The organism is Paraburkholderia dioscoreae (assembly GCF_902459535.1).
Taxonomy (GTDB): Bacteria; Pseudomonadota; Gammaproteobacteria; order Burkholderiales; family Burkholderiaceae; genus Paraburkholderia; species Paraburkholderia dioscoreae.
In genome coordinates this window covers 3393657-3408632 of record NZ_LR699553.1, presented here as the reverse complement: position 1 = coordinate 3408632, position 14976 = coordinate 3393657, and the positions used below count along the sequence as shown (strand labels likewise).

The window sequence follows — 14976 nt, the reverse complement described above, 5'->3', positions numbered from 1 at the left end:
ATTCATAATGCGTGCACTTATGCTTCGTATATTCGATATGGGATAGCCGAACAATAGGCGGGTGATTCGGCCGGCGCAATAGGAAAGAGTTGAGCATATATGATCAGAATCGAGTGCCAGGCGCAACTGGTGGTGAAGAGCCCGGATGGCCGCGAGGCAAGCCTGTCGGACGTCGTGCCGTTGCTGGCGCTGGTGGATGAATCGGGCAGCATCGCGCAGGCGGCGACGCTTAAGGGTTTGTCCTACCGTCATGCGTGGGGTTTGCTGCGCAGCATCGAAGAGCGTCTGGGCGGTCCGCTGATTGCGAAAGAGCGTGGTCGCGGCTCGGTGCTGTCCGAACTCGGGCAAGCGGTTTTGCGTGCGCAGCGTCTGTGCGGGGAACGGCTCGACGGCAATATGCAGGCGCTCGCCAGCGAAGTGGCAAGCGATCTGAACCGCTGGCTCGCACCGCCCGCCGATGACGTGCGCATCTTCGCGTCGCACGGTTATGCCGTGGCCGCGCTCGTCACTGCGTTGGTCGCCAACGATCTGCCGGTGGACATCAAGTATCGGGACAGCGCCGACGCCGTGAGCGCGCTCGCGCGCGGCGAATGCGACCTGGCCGGCTTCCATTTGCCGCTCGGCGAGTTTCGCGCGGTATGCGCCGATACGTACCGCCGCTGGCTCGATCCACAGCGTCACGTGCTCGTGCATCTCACGCGGCGCAAACAGGGACTCTTTCTCGGCAAGGGCAATCCCAGAGGAATCGTGGGTCTGGGTGATCTCGCGCGCGACGACATTCGCTTCGTCAACCGGCAACCCGGCTCCGGCACGCGCATGTTGCTGGATCTCGCACTACGGAAAGTCGGGGTGGATCCGGATCGGGTCAATGGTTACGCGTCGACCGAACTCACGCACTCGGCGATTGCGGCGTTCGTCGCGAGCGGCATGGCGGACGTCGGCTTCGGCGTGGAGCCCGCGGCGCATCACTTCGGTCTCGACTTCATTCCGGTCGTCGACGAAGACTATTATTTCGCCTGCGATCGCGCGCGCCTCGAGCGCGCGCCGCTTGCGGCCGTGATCGGCTTGCTGCGCGGCAGCGCGTTTCGCGAGAGCGTCGATCAACTCGAAGGCTATGATCCGCAGGACTGCGGCGAGGTGGTTGCCCTGGAAGAGGGGCTCGGCGAAACGACGGCGTAAGCAGCCGTAAACATCAGCCTATGTTCGGCGCTGCGTATGGCGTCCGTTTGGGATACTCTTTAAGCTTCCGCTTCCGCCTTAACCGCGCGTTACGTCGCGCCGATCAATATGAAAGTTATTTTTTACGCATGTGCTGCCGTGGCGACGGCTGGTGTGCTGCTCGCCAGCGCTTCGGTTGCTGTCGCGCAGAATTCGCCGGGTGTGCCGGGCGGTATCCTGCAAGATCAGTTTCGTCTCGCCGAGCATCCGCAAATGCCGTTTGCCGCGTCGGCGCCCTCCGACAAATACCAGAGCGGCAAAAAATCGGCCATGCGCAAGCGCGGCGATATGGGCGATCCGAATGGCTGCAATCTGCAGTGCCCTAAAGACGAGTAAGCGGACGCACGAGTCCGGTGGTAGTGCGGCGCCGGCGTTCTGCCGGCGTTTTTCGTCTGGTCTTCAGGTTTCGTGGCCCGGCGTTGCCGTTGCCGCGTTCATGGCAGACGCTCAAGGTTTGGCCGTGTGCCACACGTCCTTGAAGCCATTTCCCTTCATATCTCCCGCCTGCTTGTCCGCTGCGTAGCGGTAGAGCGGATGGCCTTTGTACGCCCATTGCTGCTTGCCGTCCGCGCCGGCGATCAACGTCCAGTCGCCGGACGGTTTGTCCGATGCGCCGGCGGTGGCTGCCGGCCAGTTGTTCAGGCAGCCGCCGGTGCAGGCGCTCACACCGGGCGTGGTGTCTTTGTCGAAGGTGTAGAGCGTCATGCCGTCCGCCGTGACGAAGCGCCCGTCGACGATTTTCGGCGCTTCGGCGAAAGCGCTTTGTTGCAGCGCGAGGAGGGCGAGGCAGAAAAGAGTTTTGCGCATGATGTCGGCTCCTGATCTTGGTGTGGTTTCGCGCTAGACGCGGCGTGCGCGCGCGTGAGGATTAAACGATTGAGCGGATGCGTTTATTCCAGTCATGCTCTTCGAAAGTGGAGCGCGATCGGGCAGCGTCAGGGAGTGGCGAGCCGACGAGTTAGGCGGAGGCGGCGCCGGACGACAAAAAACCCGCAAGCAGCTGGCCGCTTACGGGTTCCGGGTGAGACTTGAATGTACTGTCTGAAACGTGTTCTGGTGGAGGCGGCGGGAATCGAACCCGCGTCCAGAAGCACTCTACGACCAGTTCTACATGTTTAGTTCTGTCATTTGATTTAACCGTAGTGACGCGGACGAACACGCTGCACTACGGCGATTCACTAGGTTTTCGACCCGGATGTCGTGACACCACCAAGGCTTAACTGACGTATATGACCTCTGTCGGTATTGCTACCGGTCTTGCGACTCTAGCCCGTCAGTAAACTAGGCAGAGGACGGCGGCCCTTAGGCTGCCAGTGCGAACGTATCGTCGTTTGCAGTTACGTTTTTCCCATTGATTAACGAGGTGACGGGTCCTCGACATGCCCTAGCCGCTTCGCAACCCCTGTCGAAACCAGGTCGCCCCCGCGGTTCGTTGCTCAACTTTCTGAGCCAGCGTAGATTTTACAATAGATTGACAGCCGCGTCCTGACTCATTGATGTGGCCGCCGCAGCGGTGCGCCGGCTTCGGCGTGCCGGCTGAGCGCGCTTCAGCCGAGGTCGCGCAACAGCCTCTGCAATTCAGCCGTCGATTGGACGACGTGTTGCGCATGCCATTGCGTGGGCGGAATATCGTTGCCGCAGTAGCCGTACGCCGCCGCGACCGTCTTCATGCCGGCCGCGAAACCCGCCTGCACGTCGCGTAGATCATCGCCGACATAGACGATGCGCTCCGGCACCACGTCGAGCTCGCGCGCGGCGTGCAACAAGGGCGCCGGGTGGGGTTTCGAGTGCGGCGTCGTGTCGCCGCTCACGATGCAGCCGGCGCGCTCTTCCAGTCCGAGTTGCGCGATCAGCGGCTCCGTGAGCCTCGCTACCTTGTTGGTGACGATGCCCCAGCGCACGCCGCGAGCGTCGAGCTCGTCGAGAATTTCGGGAATGCCGGGAAACAGCGTGGTCTCGATGCACAGATCCGCTTCGTAGTTGGCGAGGAACTCCTCGCGCATCGACGCGAACTCGTGATTATCGGGGCCGATCCCAAACGCACCGCCGATCAGCCCGCGCGCGCCCGCGGACGCCAGCGGGCGCAGATCTTCGAGCGGCACCATCTCGAGCCCGCGATCATGGCGCATTTTGTTGACGGCGGCCGCGAGGTCGGGCGCCGTGTCGGCCAGCGTGCCGTCGAGGTCGAACAGCACAGCCAGGCAAAGACCGAGTGCGTCTTCGTTATCTTCGCGTTGGGGCAGGGGCGTGGGATCGCTCATTGATTGGGTAGGTCCGGCAGGTCGGGGCGGATCAGGCGTCGCGGCGGCAGGCGAGCATGTAGTTCACGCTCGTGTCGGCGGACAGCGTGAAATGCTTGCTGAGCGGGTTATAGACAATGCCTTTGATATCGGCCGTACGCAGGTTGGCGGCGCGCACGAAGCTCGCCAATTCCGACGGCCGAATGAACCGCGCGTAGTCGTGCGTGCCCTTGGGCAGCATTCGCGCGATGTATTCGGCTCCGATCACGGCGAACAGGTACGACTTCACATTGCGGTTCAGCGTGGAAAAGAACACCCAGCCACCGGGTTTCACCAGCGTCTTGCACGCTTCCACAATGGCCGCGGGTTGCGGCACGTGCTCCAGCATTTCCATGCAAGTCACGACGTCGAACGTGCCCGGTTCGCGGGCGGCGAGCGCCTCGGCAGCGATTTCTTCGTAATCTACGGTTACACCGCTTTCAAGGCTGTGAAGATCGGCCACGCCCAGCGCCTGGGTCGACAGATCGATGCCTTTGACGTGCGCGCCGAGGCTTGCCATTGACTCGGACAGAATGCCGCCGCCACACCCGATATCCAGCACGGTTTTGCCCGCGAGATGGGCGTGCGCGTCGATCCAGCTCAGGCGAATCGGGTTGAGCTCGTGCAGCGGCTTGAATTCGGCATTCGGATCCCACCAGCGATGCGCAAGGTCGCTAAATTTCTGCAGTTCGTGGGGATCGGCATTGGTCATGGCGGAAGCTGCCTCGAAGAGAGCGGTGAGCGGGCGCTCGAGGATAAACCCTGAGTATATAGGTCGAGGGACGGGGCGGCAAAATGCCGCCCCCTCGCGGTCCGGTCGACGTCCCTCGCGGCCTTGGGCACGCGGCAGGACATATAAAAAAAGCCCCGCCGAAGCGGGGCTTTGATACTGCGGCAATGTGCAGCTTATTGCTTCGAAGTACCGACAACTTCGACTTCCACGCGACGATCCGGTGCGAGGCAGGCGATAAGTTGCTTGCGGTTCTTCTGGTTGCAACCGGTCGTGACCGGGTTGCGCTTGCCCTTGCCTTCCGTATAGATACGGTTGGATTCGATGCCCTTGCTGACCAGGTATGCCTTCACAGCTTGAGCACGGCGCAGCGACAGACGGTCGTTGTACTTGTCCGAACCGATACGGTCCGTGTAACCCGTTGCGACGACGACTTCGAGGTTCAGTGCGCCGATCTTCGATGCCAGATCGTCCAGCTTTTCCTTGCCGCCCGGCTTCAGGATTGCCTTGTCGAAGTCGAACAGCGCGTCAGCTTGATACGTAATCTTTTGGCTCGTGATGGCCGGTGCAGGTGCGACCGGAGCCGGCGGGGTCGGAGCCTGGGCAACCAGGGCGCCATCGCACTTTGCGTTGGCCGTTGCCGGCGTCCAGAATGCATCGCGCCAGCAAAGCTCGTTCGTGCCGTTCATCCACACGTATTCGCCGGTACCATTCACCCAGTTGTCGTTCGTGGCTTGTCGCGACGCCGGCACCGATTGCGCCATGGCGGATGCAGCCATAACTGCGGTAGCTGCAATGAACGCGAGCTTTGAAAGTTTATTCATATTTCTCCTCTCGAAATTGAGATTACCGCAGGTTTACTGCGAGCCTGTTGACGAAGACAAGTCATACATTGCTCGAAGTATAACATCGGTGTAGAACAAAAAACGTGCTGTGTAGACTTCGAGCAGTGTCTAACTCTTTGTGCGTTGGCATTTTGCCATATCGTTCCCTTCCAACGATAAAAAAATCTGCCCCCCATCAAATCACCTTCCAATTGTGGTGCATGCGCAACAGAAGTAATCGCCCGGAGGCGCCGCCAGTCATGGCTCAGCGGCGAATTGCCCCACGCACGAATCGAGCCTGCCCTGTCTCAAAAATGGGGCGTCGAGGTGTGCTCCGCATTCGCTGCCTAATAGGTATACGTACCTTCGTCGGCGCGGATTCGCGGCATGTTAGAATCGCGTGATGCGTTGCGCCTGCAATGCTTACGCGAAGACGCGGCGAAATGTAGTCAAGCCGTCGTCTTGGCACGTAAAAGATACGGATAATGGATCAATTCGCCAAAGAGACTCTGCCAATCTCCCTAGAGGAGGAAATGCGCCGTTCGTATCTCGATTACGCGATGAGCGTGATCGTAGGGCGTGCGCTTCCCGATGTTCGCGATGGCCTGAAGCCGGTGCACCGGCGCGTGCTGTACGCGATGCACGAACTGAACAACGACTGGAACCGGGCTTACAAGAAGTCGGCGCGTATTGTCGGCGACGTTATCGGTAAATATCACCCGCACGGCGACACGGCTGTTTACGACACCATCGTCCGGATGGCGCAGGACTTCTCGCTGCGCTACATGCTGGTAGACGGCCAGGGCAACTTCGGCTCGGTCGACGGCGACAATGCCGCGGCCATGCGGTACACCGAAATCCGCATGGCGAAGATCGGCCATGAACTGCTGGCCGACATCGACAAGGAAACGGTCGACTTCACGCCGAACTACGACGGCAGCGAAAACGAGCCGGCCATCCTGCCGGCGCGCATTCCCAATCTGCTGATCAATGGTTCGTCCGGTATCGCGGTCGGCATGGCAACCAACATTCCGCCGCACAACCTCAATGAAGTTGTCGACGCCTGCCAGCATCTGCTCAAGAACCCGGAAGCCACGATCGACGAACTGATCGAGATCGTTCCGGCGCCCGACTTCCCGACGGCCGGCATCATCTACGGCGTGGCGGGCGTGCGCGACGGCTATCGCACGGGCCGCGGCCGCGTGGTGATGCGCGCGCTGACGCACTTCGAGGAAATCGACCGCGGCCAGCGCATGGCGATCATCGTCGACGAGCTGCCGTACCAGGTGAACAAGCGCTCACTTCTGGAGCGCATCGCCGAACTGGTCAACGAAAAGAAGCTCGAAGGCATTTCCGACATCCGCGACGAGTCCGACAAGAGCGGCATGCGCGTCGTGATCGAACTGAAGCGCGGCGAAGTGCCGGAAGTGGTGCTCAACAATCTGTACAAGGCGACCCAGCTTCAGGACACCTTCGGCATGAACATGGTCGCGCTGGTCGACGGCCAGCCGAAGCTGCTGAACCTGAAGGAAATGCTGTCGTGCTTCCTGTCGCATCGCCGGGAAGTGCTGACGCGGCGCACTGTATACGAACTGCGCAAGGCGCGCGAACGCGGCCACGTGCTCGAAGGCCTGGCGGTCGCGCTTGCCAATATCGACGAGTTCATCGCAATCATCAAAGCGGCGCCGACTCCGCCGATCGCCAAGCAGGAATTGATGGCGCGTCCGTGGGATTCGTCGCTGGTGCGTGAGATGCTGGCGCGTGCCGAGACGGAAAACGCGTCGGCGGGTGGTCGCGAAGCCTACCGTCCTGACGGTTTGAATCCGTCGTTCGGCATGCAGTCCGACGGCCTTTACCGTCTGTCCGACACCCAGGCTCAGGAAATTCTGCAGATGCGTCTGCAGCGCCTGACCGGCCTGGAGCAGGACAAGATCATCGGCGAGTACCGCGAAGTCATGGCGCAAATCGCCGACCTGCTGGACATTCTGGCTCGCCCGGAACGCATTACGGCGATCATCGTCGAGGAACTCACGTCGATCAAAGCCGAGTTCGGCGATGCGCGCCGCTCCAAAATCGAGCTGAACGCAACCGAACTGAACACGGAAGATCTGATCACGCCGCAAGAGATGGTCGTGACCATGTCGCACGCGGGTTACGTGAAATCGCAGCCGCTGTCCGAGTACAGCGCGCAGAAGCGGGGTGGTCGCGGCAAGCAGGCCACGGCAATGAAAGAAGACGACTGGATCGACACGCTGTTCATCGCGAACACGCACGATCACATTCTGTGCTTCTCCAATCGCGGCCGCGTCTACAGCGTGAAGGTCTATGAAGTGCCGCAAGGTTCGCGGAACTCGCGCGGCCGTCCGATCATCAATATCTTCCCGCTTCAGGAAGGCGAGAAGATTACGGTCGTCTTGCCGGTCAAGGAATTCTCGGCTGACAAATTCGTCTTTATGGGCACTGCGTTAGGAACCGTAAAAAAGACGCCGCTGGAAGCCTTTGGCCGCGTGTTGCGCAAGGGTATTATTGCGGTCGGTCTGGATGACGGCGATTACCTGATCGGTGCCGCGATTACCGACGGTCAGCACGACGTGATGCTGTTCTCGGATTCGGGCAAGGCGGTCCGCTTCGACGAAAACGACGTGCGTCCGATGGGCCGCGAGGCGCGCGGTGTACGCGGCATGCAGCTCGAAGACGGCCAGAACGTGATCGCGTTGCTGGTAGCCGGCGACGAGCAGCAGTCGGTGCTCACCGCCACGGAAAACGGTTTTGGCAAGCGTACGCCGATCATCGAGTACACCCGTCATGGCCGCGGTACGAAGGGCATGATCGCGATCCAGACCTCGGAGCGTAACGGCAAGGTCGTTGCCGCCACGCTGGTGGATCAGGAAGCGCAGATCATGCTGATCACCAATACCGGCGTGCTGATCCGTACGCGGGTATCGGAAATTCGGGAAATGGGACGTGCAACCCAAGGTGTTACACTCATCAGCCTTGACGAAGGGACCAAGCTTTCAGGTCTGCAACAGGTTGCTGAGGCGGAAGCGGAAGGTGATGCGGAAAGCGACGCCGAAGGTCCCGCTGAAGGTAACAACGCGGATGACAGCGGCGGCGAAGAGGGCGGTGCGGCCTGATTCGTGTCAGCGTCTTACAGACTCAGTGACTGGTTGAAAGCTGTGCCGGGAATAATGGCGTGTCGGGCTGATACGTATCCCGCGCAGCTTGCTGTTCAAGTTCATTTCTATTAGGGAGTAATGATGCAAAAACGATTCAAACAACTGATGTTGCTGGCTGCCCTCGTGCCGACCTTCGCCATGGCTCAAGCGCTTCAGAGCCCGGCTCCGGCGGCGCCGGCTGCTGCCGCGGCACCGGTTGATCCGGCCAAGCAGGCTGCAATCAAGGATCTGTTGGACGCAATCGACGCGCAGAAGCTCGTCGGCGCGATCGGCAACAGCGCCCAGATGCAAGCCAAGCAGCTGGTTCCGGCAATCCTGTCGGACGCTCTGAGCGAAAACAAGACGATGACGGACAAGCAGAAGCAGGCTTCCGTCCCGACGCTGCAAAAGAACGCAGTGCCGAAGCTGGTTGACGGCGCAGGCCAGGTGTTCGCAACGGACAGCTTCCGCCAGGACGCCATGCAAGCTCAGTACGACGCCTACGCGAAGTACTACAGCACGTCGGAAATCAAGGATCTGACTACGTTCTACAAGAGCCCGACCGGCCGCAAGTTCATCCAGGTGCAAGACCAGGTTGGCCGTGACGTCGTGAACGGCTTGATGCAGAAGTACATGCCGCAATCGATCAAGGCAACGCGTGACCAGGCCGACAAGGAAGTCGCTTCGGTCAAGCCGGCCAAGTAAGCCAACGCCCTGAGGCTGCGCGGATATCGCGCCAGCCGCCGCCCGGTGGGCTCGCCTCGCACGCTGGATGGCGTGCCGGGTTTGGCGGCTTGGCTGTGACAATGCGATAATGGCTGTTTGTGCACACGCGCAGACGGCCATTTTCTTTTTCGGCGCGAAATGGTCCGAAACCCGCGTCAGAAAATCGCGCCGGCACAATCGCGTTGTCATCTTCACGGTCAATGCCGACCCGGCTGTCAGCTTCGCCGATTTTTGCGCGATCTTCATTTTTCGCGCCCGCTTCCAGGATCTCACGATGCGCGTCTTTAATTTCTCCGCCGGCCCCGCGGCCATGCCCGAAGAAGTTCTGCGTCAAGCCGCCGACGAAATGCTCGATTGGCAAGGCAGCGGCATGAGCGTGATGGAAATGAGCCATCGCGGGAAAGAGTTCATGTCGATCCATGAGGAAGCGCTCGTCGATCTGCGCGACCTGCTTCAGGTGCCGGCGAGCCACCGCATCCTGTTCCTGCAAGGTGGCGGATTGGGCGAGAACGCAATCGTGCCGATGAACCTGATGGGCGCGAAGCCGCGCGCGGATTTCGTCGTGACGGGTTCATGGTCGCAGAAGTCTTTCAAGGAAGCGCAGAAGTACGGCACTGCGCATCTGGCGGCCAGCGGCCAGACGGCCGATGGTTTCACCCGCGCGCCCGCCCGCTCGGAATGGCAACTGTCGGACGACCCGGCTTACGTGCATCTGTGCACGAACGAGACGATTCACGGCGTCGAGACGTTCGAGATCCCCGATCTCGGCGATATTCCGCTCGTGGCGGATGCCTCGTCGCATATCCTGTCGCGTCCCATGGACATCGCCAAATACGGCGTGCTGTTCGGCGGCGCGCAGAAGAACATCGGCATGGCGGGCGTGACAGTGGTGGTCGTGCGCGAAGACATGCTCGATCGTGCGCAACCGATCTGCCCGTCGGCGTTCGAATGGAAGATCGTCGCCGAGAACAATTCGATGTACAACACGCCGCCCACTTACGCGATCTACATCGCCGGGCTGGTGTTCAAGTGGTTGAAGAAGCAGGGCGGCCTTGCCGCGATGGAAGCACGCAATCTCGAAAAGTCGAAGCTGCTGTACGACGCGATCGACTCGAGCAGCTTCTATCTGAACAAGGTCGAACGCGGCTCGCGCTCGCGGATGAACGTCCCGTTCTTCCTCGCCGACGAGTCCCGCAACGAAGATTTCCTGGCCGGCGCGAAAGCGCGGGGAATGGTGCAGCTAAAGGGCCACAAGTCCGTCGGCGGCATGCGGGCGTCGATTTATAACGCCGTCCCGCTCGAGGGCGTCAAAGCGCTTGTCGAATACATGAAGGAATTCGAACAGCGCAGCGCCTGAGTCATCGGGGCGCGCGCTTCCTTTCCAGCACGCATTTGTGCAGCAGCTACCGGCAGGGCCGTTTTCACGCATGGACGACGAACTCAATACCCGACTCAAACCTCTTCGCGAACGCATCGACGCGCTCGACGCGCAACTGATCGCGCTCCTCAATCAACGCGCGGCGGTAGCGCTCGAAGTGGGCGAGGTCAAGAAGCATTTCAACGCGCCGGTGTTTCGGCCGGAGCGCGAACAGCAGGTGATCGCGCGTCTGCAGGACATGAGCGAAGGGCCGCTCGCGAGCGAGCATATCAGCGCGATCTGGCGCGAGATCATGGCCGCGAGCCGCGCGCTCGAAAAGACCATCAAGGCCGCTTATCTCGGCCCGGTCGGCACCTACAGCGAACAGGCGATGCACGAGTACTTCGGTCAGTCGATCGAAGGCCTGCCGTGCCCGTCGATCGACGAAGTGTTCCGCTCGGTCGAGGCGGGCGCCGCGGAATTCGGCGTCGTGCCTGTCGAGAATTCGACCGAAGGCGCGGTGTCGCGCACGCTCGATCTGCTGCTGCAAACGCAACTCACGATCGGCGGCGAGCTGGCTTTGCCGATCCACCACAATCTGTTGACGCTGAACGGTGGCCTCACCGGTGTAACGCGCGTGTGCGCGCATGCGCAGGCGCTTGCCCAATGTCAGCGCTGGCTGTCGACCAACGCGCCGCATCTGGAGCGCCAGGCAGTGTCGAGCAATGCGGAAGCAGCGCGCATGGCAGCGGAAGACCCGACCGTGGCGGCCATCGCCGGCGATCGCGCCGCGACGCACTATGGCTTGCAGGTGGCGTATGCGCTGATCCAGGACGATCCGCACAACCGCACGCGCTTCGTGATGATCGGCAAACAGCCGACCGGCCCGAGCGGTTATGACCAGACGTCGTTGATCGTTTCCGTGCATAACGAACCTGGCGCCGTATTCAAGCTGCTCGAACCGCTGGCACGCCACAGCGTGTCCATGACGCGTTTCGAATCGCGTCCGGCACGGGTCGGCACGTGGGAGTACTACTTCTACATCGACCTCGAAGGCCATCGCGACGATCCGGCGGTCGCCGCCGCGCTCGCCGAACTCGGCGAGAAGGCTGCGTTCCTGAAGATTCTGGGCTCGTATCCGCGCGCCCGCTGATGATATTCAAACGGCGACCCTGCAGCACCCGGGCGCGCCCAGCCGCACATCCCATTACTCATAGTCGTTCGGAGATTCTCATGACAGCGTCTTTCGGTCCTTCCTACGTGCGTGCCATTGCGCCTTACATCGCAGGCAAACCGATTTCGGAAGTGGCCCGCGAATTCGATCTGGACGAAAAGATCATCGTGAAACTCGCCTCGAACGAGAATCCGCTCGGCATGCCGGAATCGGCACAGCGCGCGATGGCGCAGGCCGCCAGCGAACTGGGCCGCTACCCCGACGCCAACGCGTTCGAGCTGAAGGCTGCGCTGAGCGAGCGCTACGGCGTGCCGGCCGACTGGATCACGCTTGGCAACGGCAGCAACGACATCCTCGAAATCGCCGCACACGCGTTTGTGGAAAAGGACCAGTCGATCGTCTATGCGCAGTACTCGTTCGCGGTTTACGCGTTGGCCACGCAAGGCCTGGGCGCTCGCGCGATCGTCGTGCCGGCCGTCAAATACGGTCATGACCTCGACGCAATGCTCGCGGCGATTACCGACGACACGCGCCTGATTTTCGTCGCCAACCCGAACAACCCGACCGGCACGTTTATTGAAGGCACGAAGCTCGAAGCGTTTCTCGACAAGGTGCCGCGCAACGTGGTCGTCGTGCTCGACGAGGCGTACACGGAATATCTGCCGCAAGAGAAGCGCTACGACTCGATCGCGTGGGTGCGCCGCTACCCGAATCTGCTGGTGTCGCGAACATTTTCGAAGGCGTTCGGCCTCGCCGGTTTGCGCGTGGGTTTCGCGATCGCACAGCCTGAATTGACCGATCTGCTGAATCGTCTGCGTCAGCCGTTCAACGTGAACACACTGGCGCAAGCCGCGGCGATCGCCGCGCTGAGCGACAGGGCGTTTCTGGAGAAGAGCGCCGCGTTGAACGCGCAAGGCTATCGCCGTTTGACCGAAGCCTTCGACAAGCTCGGTCTGGAGTATGTGCCGTCGGACGGCAACTTCGTGCTGGTACGTGTCGGCAACGACGACGCAGCAGGCGGCCGCGTCAACCTGGAGCTGCTGAAGCAGGGCGTGATCGTGCGGCCGGTCGGCAACTATGGTTTGCCGCAATGGCTGCGTGTCACGATCGGCTTGCCGGAAGAAAACGAAGCATTCCTTGCTGCGCTCGAAAAAGCGCTCGACCCCGCTTAAGCGGTAACCCTTGACCCGCGCGCCTCGTCGGTATTGAAAGGCGCGCTCTATGTGACCGACGTGGCCGCGTTTTCTTTTGACAAGCTGGTAATTTTCGGTGTCGGCCTGATCGGCGGATCGCTCGCGCGCGCGCTGCGCGAACGGAACGGGACCGAGGGTGCGCGCACGGTGATCGGTGTCGGACGTTCGTCCGCGTCGACCGAGCGCGCTCTGGAACTGGGTGTGATCGACGGCTCGGCGGCGCTGAACGACGACGCCTCGCTGCGCGAAGCATTGTCCGGTGCCGACTTCGTGCTGCTGGCCGCGCCCGTCGCGCAGACACAGCCGTTGCTCGAACGCATCGCGCCGTTTCTCGATCCGGCCACGATCGTCACGGACGCCGGCAGTACCAAGTCGGACGTGGTCGCCGCCGCCCGCGCGGCGCTCGGCGCGCGCATCAGCCAGTTCGTGCCCGGGCATCCGATTGCCGGCCGCGAAGCCAGCGGCGTGGAGGCGGCCTTGCCCGAGCTGTATGTGGGCCGCAATGTCGTGTTGTGCCCGCTGCCGGAGAGTGCGCCGGCAACCGTGGAGCGTGTCGCCGCCATGTGGCGGGCCACCGGTGCGCTTGTGCGTGACATGGCGCCCGAGCAGCACGACCGCGTGTTCGCGTCGGTCAGCCATTTGCCGCACCTGCTTTCGTTCGCGCTGGTCGAGCAGATTCTCAATTCACCCGATGCCGCGCTGAAATTCTCGTTCGCGGCGGGCGGCTTCCGCGATTTCACGCGCATTGCCGCGTCGAGCCCGGAAATGTGGCGCGACGTCTGCGTGGCCAATCGGGTCGCGCTGCTCGACGAACTCGACGCCTATACGGCGGTACTTGCCGGCCTGCGCGCGGCAATCGAAGCCGCCGACGGTGCCGCCCTCGAAACCGTGTTCGCGCGCTCGCGCGTAGCGCGTACCGAATGGCAGGAACAGCGCGCTGGCGGCGTCGCCAATGGCGACGCGTCGAAATAACCGGAAACTGGACTCAATCATGGAATTCCTCGATCTCGGACCGTTCTCTCGCGCGTCCGGCACGATTCGTCTGCCTGGCTCGAAGAGCATCTCGAACCGGGTGCTGCTGCTCGCGGCGCTCGCCGAAGGCGAAACGACGATCACGAACCTGCTCGACTCCGACGACACCCGCGTGATGCTCGACGCGCTCGAGAAACTCGGCGTGCGTCTGAAGCGCGACGGCGACACCTGCGTCGTGACCGGCACGCGCGGTGCGTTCACGGCGCGCACGGCGGATCTGTTTCTCGGCAACGCCGGCACGGCGGTGCGTCCGCTGACGGCGGCGCTGGCGGTCAATGGCGGCGACTATCGCATTCACGGCGTGCCGCGCATGCACGAGCGGCCGATCGGCGATCTGGTCGACGGCCTGCGCCAGCTCGGCGCGAAGATCGACTACGAAGAGAACGAAGGCTATCCGCCGCTGCGAATTCGCCCCGGGCAGATCAATGCCGACGCGCCGATCACCGTGCGCGGCGACGTGTCGAGCCAGTTCCTGACCTCGCTTCTCATGACGCTGCCGCTCTTGCGGACCGGAAGCGGCGTGAGTACCGTGCAGGTGGACGGCGAACTGATCTCGAAGCCGTATATCGAGATCACCATCAAGCTGATGGAGCGCTTCGGCATCAAGGTCGAACGCCACGGCTGGCATCAGTTCGTCGTGCCGGCGGGGCAGCGCTATCAGTCGCCGGGCAGGATCATGGTGGAGGGCGATGCGTCGTCCGCTTCTTATTTCCTCGCGGCCGGGGCGCTCGGCGGCGGCCCGCTGAAAGTGGAGGGCGTCGGCCGGGCCAGCATCCAGGGCGACGTCGGCTTTGCCGATGCGCTCATCAAGATGGGCGCGAACCTGCAGATGGGCGACGACTGGATCGAGGTGCGCGGCGTCGGCCACGACAGCGGCAAGCTCGAGCCGATCGACATGGACTGCAACCTGATTCCCGACGCTGCAATGACGATCGCTGTCGCGGCGCTGTTCGCGGACGGCGCGACCACGCTGCGCAACATCGCCAGCTGGCGCGTGAAGGAAACCGACCGGCTCGCCGCAATGGCGACCGAACTGCGCAAGGTCGGCGCCAAGGTGAAGGAAGGCGAGGACTTCATCGTCATCGAACCGCCTGAAAAGCTGATTCCGAACGCCGCCATCGATACCTACGACGATCACCGCATGGCCATGTGCTTCTCGCTGGTGAGTCTCGGCGGCGTACCGGTCCGTATCAACGACCCGAAGTGCGTCGGCAAGACTTTTCCGGATTATTTCGAGCGCTTCATTGCGCTTGCTCAACCCTGATTCGACCCCGAATCGACCGACGTG

General features: G+C 62.0%; 14 protein-coding genes and 1 other RNA gene. 9 read left to right on the top strand and 6 right to left on the bottom strand.

The genetic code is table 11. The features are described 5' to 3' along the window. Positions 1-99 precede the first annotated feature (99 nt). Together PDMSB3_RS15285 and PDMSB3_RS15280 are read left to right on the top strand one after the other, a co-directional pair. Positions 100-1179, top strand: coding sequence for a substrate-binding domain-containing protein (locus PDMSB3_RS15285; protein ID WP_165186790.1), 1080 nt, complete (start codon positions 100-102; stop codon positions 1177-1179). Between the two features lie 108 nt (positions 1180-1287). Then, entirely contained in the window at positions 1288-1554 is a 267-nt protein-coding gene (locus tag PDMSB3_RS15280) for a hypothetical protein (RefSeq protein WP_007180870.1), read from the top strand. Between the two features lie 111 nt (positions 1555-1665). On the opposite strand, the gene PDMSB3_RS15275 is transcribed toward PDMSB3_RS15280, so the two are convergent. The 5 genes from PDMSB3_RS15275 to ompA form a co-directional block, all read right to left on the bottom strand. Continuing rightward, positions 1666-2025, bottom strand: a complete 360-nt coding sequence (locus PDMSB3_RS15275) for a COG4315 family predicted lipoprotein (RefSeq protein WP_007180871.1) — start codon at positions 2023-2025, stop codon at positions 1666-1668. Between the two features lie 247 nt (positions 2026-2272). Continuing rightward, positions 2273-2642, bottom strand: a transfer-messenger RNA (tmRNA) gene (ssrA, locus tag PDMSB3_RS15270). Positions 2643-2765: 123 nt separating this feature from the next. Further along, a complete protein-coding gene (gene gph, locus PDMSB3_RS15265; RefSeq protein ID WP_007180877.1) occupies positions 2766-3479 on the bottom strand; it encodes a phosphoglycolate phosphatase in 714 nt (237 codons plus the stop codon). A gap of 31 nt (positions 3480-3510) precedes the next feature. Continuing rightward, a complete protein-coding gene (gene ubiG, locus PDMSB3_RS15260) occupies positions 3511-4209 on the bottom strand; it encodes a bifunctional 2-polyprenyl-6-hydroxyphenol methylase/3-demethylubiquinol 3-O-methyltransferase UbiG (RefSeq protein ID WP_007180878.1) in 699 nt (232 codons plus the stop codon). A 194-nt stretch (positions 4210-4403) separates the two neighbouring features. Beyond that, positions 4404-5051, bottom strand: a complete 648-nt coding sequence (gene ompA, locus PDMSB3_RS15255; protein WP_007180879.1) for an outer membrane protein OmpA — start codon at positions 5049-5051, stop codon at positions 4404-4406. Positions 5052-5536: 485 nt separating this feature from the next. Between ompA and gyrA the strand changes: the two genes are divergently transcribed. Both gyrA and PDMSB3_RS15245 read left to right on the top strand, forming a co-directional pair. Further along, on the top strand, positions 5537-8185 hold the full coding sequence (gene gyrA / locus PDMSB3_RS15250; RefSeq protein WP_165186788.1) for a DNA gyrase subunit A: 2649 nt from the start codon (positions 5537-5539) through the stop codon (positions 8183-8185). Positions 8186-8308: 123 nt separating this feature from the next. Further along, on the top strand, positions 8309-8911 hold the full coding sequence (locus PDMSB3_RS15245) for a DUF2059 domain-containing protein (RefSeq protein WP_007180881.1): 603 nt from the start codon (positions 8309-8311) through the stop codon (positions 8909-8911). On the opposite strand, the gene PDMSB3_RS37870 is transcribed toward PDMSB3_RS15245, so the two are convergent. Continuing rightward, positions 8895-9353 (bottom strand): hypothetical protein, encoded by a 459-nt coding sequence (locus PDMSB3_RS37870; protein WP_232064278.1) that lies wholly within the window; start codon positions 9351-9353, stop codon positions 8895-8897. The two genes, PDMSB3_RS15245 and PDMSB3_RS37870, sit on opposite strands and share 17 nt — an antisense overlap. Between PDMSB3_RS37870 and serC the strand changes: the two genes are divergently transcribed. The 5 genes from serC (at position 9243) to aroA (ending at position 14952) form a co-directional block, all read left to right on the top strand. Next, a complete protein-coding gene (gene serC, locus PDMSB3_RS15240; RefSeq protein WP_232064202.1) occupies positions 9243-10289 on the top strand; it encodes a 3-phosphoserine/phosphohydroxythreonine transaminase in 1047 nt (348 codons plus the stop codon). The two genes, PDMSB3_RS37870 and serC, sit on opposite strands and share 111 nt — an antisense overlap. Positions 10290-10359: 70 nt before the next feature. Continuing rightward, positions 10360-11442, top strand: a complete 1083-nt coding sequence (gene pheA / locus PDMSB3_RS15235) for a prephenate dehydratase (RefSeq protein WP_007180883.1) — start codon at positions 10360-10362, stop codon at positions 11440-11442. An 80-nt stretch (positions 11443-11522) separates the two neighbouring features. Next, complete coding sequence (hisC, locus tag PDMSB3_RS15230) at positions 11523-12635, top strand: histidinol-phosphate transaminase (RefSeq protein ID WP_165186784.1); 1113 nt, start codon at positions 11523-11525, stop codon at positions 12633-12635. Positions 12636-12686: 51 nt separating this feature from the next. After that, entirely contained in the window at positions 12687-13628 is a 942-nt protein-coding gene (locus PDMSB3_RS15225; RefSeq protein ID WP_165186782.1) for a prephenate dehydrogenase, read from the top strand. Between the two features lie 19 nt (positions 13629-13647). Beyond that, on the top strand, positions 13648-14952 hold the full coding sequence (aroA, locus tag PDMSB3_RS15220) for a 3-phosphoshikimate 1-carboxyvinyltransferase (RefSeq protein WP_007180886.1): 1305 nt from the start codon (positions 13648-13650) through the stop codon (positions 14950-14952). The last annotated feature ends 24 nt before the right edge of the window (positions 14953-14976 follow it).

Excerpts from the sequence above, each read along its gene's own strand:
- pheA (WP_007180883.1), top strand. The coding sequence starts at position 10,360 with ATGGACGACGAACTCAATACCCGACTCAAACCTCTTCGCGAACGCATC.
- serC (WP_232064202.1), top strand. The coding sequence starts at position 9,243 with ATGCCCGAAGAAGTTCTGCGTCAAGCCGCCGACGAAATGCTCGATTGG.
- PDMSB3_RS15285 (WP_165186790.1), top strand. The coding sequence starts at position 100 with ATGATCAGAATCGAGTGCCAGGCGCAACTGGTGGTGAAGAGCCCGGAT.
- PDMSB3_RS15275 (WP_007180871.1), bottom strand. The coding sequence starts at position 2,025 with ATGCGCAAAACTCTTTTCTGCCTCGCCCTCCTCGCGCTGCAACAAAGC.
- ompA (WP_007180879.1), bottom strand. The coding sequence starts at position 5,051 with ATGAATAAACTTTCAAAGCTCGCGTTCATTGCAGCTACCGCAGTTATG.
- PDMSB3_RS37870 (WP_232064278.1), bottom strand. The coding sequence starts at position 9,353 with ATGGATCGACATGAACTCTTTCCCGCGATGGCTCATTTCCATCACGCT.
- PDMSB3_RS15280 (WP_007180870.1), top strand. The coding sequence starts at position 1,288 with ATGAAAGTTATTTTTTACGCATGTGCTGCCGTGGCGACGGCTGGTGTG.
- ubiG (WP_007180878.1), bottom strand. The coding sequence starts at position 4,209 with ATGACCAATGCCGATCCCCACGAACTGCAGAAATTTAGCGACCTTGCG.
- gyrA (WP_165186788.1), top strand. The coding sequence starts at position 5,537 with ATGGATCAATTCGCCAAAGAGACTCTGCCAATCTCCCTAGAGGAGGAA.
- gph (WP_007180877.1), bottom strand. The coding sequence starts at position 3,479 with ATGAGCGATCCCACGCCCCTGCCCCAACGCGAAGATAACGAAGACGCA.
- hisC (WP_165186784.1), top strand. The coding sequence starts at position 11,523 with ATGACAGCGTCTTTCGGTCCTTCCTACGTGCGTGCCATTGCGCCTTAC.
- PDMSB3_RS15245 (WP_007180881.1), top strand. The coding sequence starts at position 8,309 with ATGCAAAAACGATTCAAACAACTGATGTTGCTGGCTGCCCTCGTGCCG.
- aroA (WP_007180886.1), top strand. The coding sequence starts at position 13,648 with ATGGAATTCCTCGATCTCGGACCGTTCTCTCGCGCGTCCGGCACGATT.